At 71.8% G+C, this 3888-nt stretch carries 5 protein-coding genes; all 5 read right to left on the bottom strand.

Translation table 11 applies throughout. The features are described 5' to 3' along the window. Positions 1–108: 108 nt before the first annotated feature. Positions 109–861 (bottom strand): YebC/PmpR family DNA-binding transcriptional regulator, encoded by a 753-nt coding sequence (locus tag ACFW1I_RS26340; RefSeq protein WP_384674451.1) that lies wholly within the window; start codon positions 859–861, stop codon positions 109–111. A gap of 63 nt (positions 862–924) precedes the next feature. Then, on the bottom strand, positions 925–1515 hold the full coding sequence (gene pdxT / locus ACFW1I_RS26345; protein WP_384674453.1) for a pyridoxal 5'-phosphate synthase glutaminase subunit PdxT: 591 nt from the start codon (positions 1513–1515) through the stop codon (positions 925–927). Positions 1516–1520: 5 nt separating this feature from the next. Further along, the gene (gene pdxS, locus ACFW1I_RS26350; RefSeq protein WP_031005518.1) at positions 1521–2429 is read right to left on the bottom strand and encodes a pyridoxal 5'-phosphate synthase lyase subunit PdxS; all 909 of its coding nucleotides are present in this window, start codon (positions 2427–2429) and stop codon (positions 1521–1523) included. Positions 2430–2564: 135 nt separating this feature from the next. Next, entirely contained in the window at positions 2565–3107 is a 543-nt protein-coding gene (locus ACFW1I_RS26355) for a hypothetical protein (RefSeq protein WP_031005516.1), read from the bottom strand. 11 nt (positions 3108–3118) lie between these two features. After that, positions 3119–3754, bottom strand: coding sequence for an MBL fold metallo-hydrolase (locus tag ACFW1I_RS26360; protein WP_384674456.1), 636 nt, complete (start codon positions 3752–3754; stop codon positions 3119–3121). Positions 3755–3888 lie beyond the last annotated feature (134 nt).

Below are 3888 nucleotides of genomic sequence, written 5' to 3' on the forward strand. Positions count from 1 at the left end.
GTCTCCATTCTTCTTTCCTACTGTCGCCCGCCCCGCCCCCCCCCCCCCCGGGGGGGGGGGGGGGGGGCCCCGCCCCCCCCCCCCCCCCCGCTGCGCGGAAGGCCGGACTCAGGCGTCGACCTTCTCCATGACCTCGTCGCTGACGTCGAAGTTGGCGAAGACGTTCTGCACGTCGTCGCTGTCCTCCAGCGCGTCGATCAGCTTGAACATCTTGCGCGCGCCGTCCTCGTCGAGCTCGACCTGCATGGTCGGGACGAAGCTGGACTCGGCCGAGTCGTAGTCGATGCCGGCCTCCTGGAGGGCGGTGCGGACCGCGACCAGGTCGGTGGCCTCGCTGATGACCTCGAAGGACTCGCCGAGGTCGTTGACCTCTTCGGCGCCGGCGTCGAGCACGACCTCCAGGACGTCGTCCTCGGACCGCTCGCCCTTGGGGAGCACGACGACGCCCTTGCGGTTGAACAGGTACGAGACGGAGCCCGGGTCGGCCATCGAGCCGCCGTTGCGGGTCATGGCGACGCGCACGTCGGAGGCGGCGCGGTTGCGGTTGTCGGTGAGGCACTCGATGAGCACCGCGACGCCGTTCGGGCCGTAGCCCTCGTACATGATCGTGGCGTAGTCGACGCCGCCGGCCTCCAGGCCGCCGCCGCGCTTGACCGCGGAGTCGATGTTCTTGTTGGGCACCGACTGCTTCTTCGCCTTCTGGATGGCGTCGAAGAGGGTCGGGTTGCCCTCGGGGTCGGCACCGCCGGTGCGGGCCGCGACCTCGATGTTCTTGATCAGCTTCGCGAAGAGCTTGCCGCGCTTGGCGTCGATCACGGCCTTCTTGTGCTTCGTCGTAGCCCATTTAGAGTGGCCGGACATCTGCCTGTCTCCTTCGCGTAACCATTTTCTTGAACGAACCCCAGTGATCCTACCGGGACTCGCTCACCGCTCGGCGCGCACCATGTCGACGAAGAGCTCGTGGACGCGGTGGTCGCCGGTCAGTTCGGGGTGGAACGAGGTGGCGAGCGCGTTGCCCTGCCGGACGGCCACGATGTGGCCCTCGTGCTCGGCGAGCACCTCGACCTCGGCGCCGACGGACTCCACCCAGGGGGCGCGGATGAAGACGCCCTCGACAGGCGAGTCGACGCCCGTCACGGCCACCCCGGCCTCGAAGGACTCGTTCTGCCGCCCGAAGGCGTTGCGGCGGACGATCATGTCGATGCCGCCGAAGGTCTCCTGGCCCGAGCGCGGGTCGAGGATCTTGTCGGCGAGCATGATCAGGCCGGCGCAGGTGCCGTAGACCGGCATGCCCGCGGCGATCCGCTCGCGGACCGGCTCCATCAGGCCGAAGAGGACGGCCAGCTTGGAGATGGTGGTGGACTCGCCGCCGGGGAGGACCAGGCCGTCGACCTCGGCGAGCTCTTCGGGGCGCCGGACCGGCCTGGCCACGGCGTCCGCCGAGGCCAGGGCGATCAGGTGCTCCCGGACGTCGCCCTGGAGGGCCAGGACGCCGATCACGGGGGTGGTGCTCATGGTGGTTACCAGCCCCGGTTGGCGTAGCGCTCGGACTCGGGGAGGGTGTCGCAGTTGATGCCGACCATGGCCTCGCCGAGGTTGCGGGAGGCGTCCGCGATGATCTTCGGGTCGTCGTAGAAGGTGGTGGCCTTCACGATGGCGGCGGCGCGCTTGGCCGGGTCGCCCGACTTGAAGATGCCGGAGCCGACGAAGACGCCCTCGGCGCCGAGCTGGCGCATCAGCGCGGCGTCGGCGGGGGTGGCGACGCCACCGGCGGAGAACAGCACGACGGGGAGCTTGCCGAGCTCGGCGACCTCCTTGACGAGCTCGTACGGGGCGCGCAGCTCCTTGGCGGCGGCGTACAGCTCGTTGTTGTCGAAGCCGCGCAGCTTGGCGATCTCGTTCTTGATCTGGCGCAGGTGGCGGACGGCCTCGACGACGTTGCCGGTGCCGGCCTCGCCCTTGGAGCGGATCATGGCCGCGCCCTCGGCGATGCGGCGGAGGGCCTCGCCCAGGTTGGTGGCGCCACAGACGAAGGGGGTCGTGAAGGCCCACTTGTCGGAGTGGTTGATCTCGTCGGCCGGGGTGAGGACCTCGGACTCGTCGATGTAGTCGACGCCGAGGGACTGGAGGACCTGGGCCTCGACGAAGTGGCCGATGCGGGACTTGGCCATCACCGGGATGGAGACCGCGCCGATGATCTCCTCGATCATGTTCGGGTCGGACATGCGGGCCACGCCGCCGTCCTTGCGGATGTCCGCGGGGACCCGCTCCAGGGCCATGACGGCGACGGCGCCGGCGTCCTCGGCGATCTTCGCCTGCTCGGCGTTGACCACGTCCATGATCACGCCGCCCTTGAGCTGCTCGGCCATGCCGCGCTTCACGCGGGCGGTGCCGGTCTCGGGGGTCTGGGGAGTGGTGGAGCTGGACACGGAAACCTCACTCGTGACAACGGGTTCAACGGGGCGTTGACGACTAGAGCGAGGAAACAGTCCACGAGCGGTCCACAGCAAGGGCCAATGTGCAGGCTGTGGATCCTTTTCGCGGGAATCCGAGGCCGCAGGGGCTCAGGAGGGGCGATCGGCCAGGGCCACGGGCGGTTCGTCGTCCATTTCGAAGGCCATGGGGAAGGGCGCGTGGCCCGCGAGCCGGAACCAGCGGACCTTGCGGTGGCGGCGCAGGGCGCGGGCGGCCCGGACGGCGTCGTTGTGGAAGCGGCGGGCCATGGGGACCCGGCGGACCGCGGCGGCCAGCTCGCCCGCGGCCTCCTCGCCGCCGGGCGCCTCCTGGACGAGCTCCACCTGCTCGGGCTCGCCGAAGACGGCCCGCAGCGCCTGGCTCAGCGCGCTCTCGGCGACCTCCCGCTGGTCCTCCTCCGCCTGCCGGGCCGCGTGCGCCGCCTCGTACAGGACGATCGAGGCGGCCGGGTCGAGCACGCCGGAGGTGGCCAGTTCCTGCGCGACCGAGGCCCGCCGCAGCAGCTGGGCGTCGAGCGCGGCGCGGGCCGCGTCGATGCGGGTGTGCAGCCGGTCGAGCCGGCCGGCGGTCCAGCTGAGGTAGACGCCGATGAGGATCAGCGCGACGACGGTCCAGATCAGGGTTTCGGTCACGGGCGCACAGGCTACCCGGGCGGTGGCAGCACACCTTCCCAAAGGTCGTGGTCATGGGCGAACAGGACACGGACCGGCCGCCCGTCCGCGAGCCCGGCGAGCCGGCCGAGCCAGGGCCGGTACGGCGTCCCGAACCCGTCCGCCCGGTCGTACGCCTGTCCCGCGAGGACCGTCAGCCGGTCGCCGTGGTCGAGGACGAGCGACTGGTGCCCGTCGACGTGGCCGGGCGTCGGCACGATCCGGATCCCGGGGGCGATCTCGTGCTCGCCGTCGATCTCCGTCCAGGCGACGCCGGGGAGGAGGCCGTCGATGGTGTACGCGCCCGCCCGCGCGGTGGCGAGCTCGCGGCGCTGGACCAGGGCGGGGGTGCCGGGGAAGCGCTGGTTGCCGCCGATGTGGTCGAAGTGGAGGTGGCAGTTGACCACCAGGTCCACCTCGTCCGGCGGCACGGTGAGCGGCCGGCGCGCGATCCGGTAGTGGGCGTCCGTCTCCGGCGAGCCCTCGCCCATGCCGGTGTCGAAGAGGAGGGTGCCGCCGGGGTGGCGGACGAGGTAGGCGAGGGCGGGTTCCACGCGCGCGTGGGGGCCGCCGTACTCCTCGGCGGGCCGGGTGAAGGACCCGAGGTCGAGCCGCGTGACGTCGATCATGCGAGCAGGGTGCCCGCCCTGCCGCCTCCGTGGGCGCGGGGTTGGCCGCGGGGGGGAACGGCGGGGCCCGGCGGAACCCCCCCCCGCCCGCTCCAGCCCCCCCCCGCCCCCCCCCCCTACGGGGCCGCTCAGGC

Source organism: Streptomyces sp. NPDC058955 (assembly GCF_042741435.1).
GTDB lineage: Bacteria > Actinomycetota > Actinomycetes > Streptomycetales > Streptomycetaceae > Streptomyces.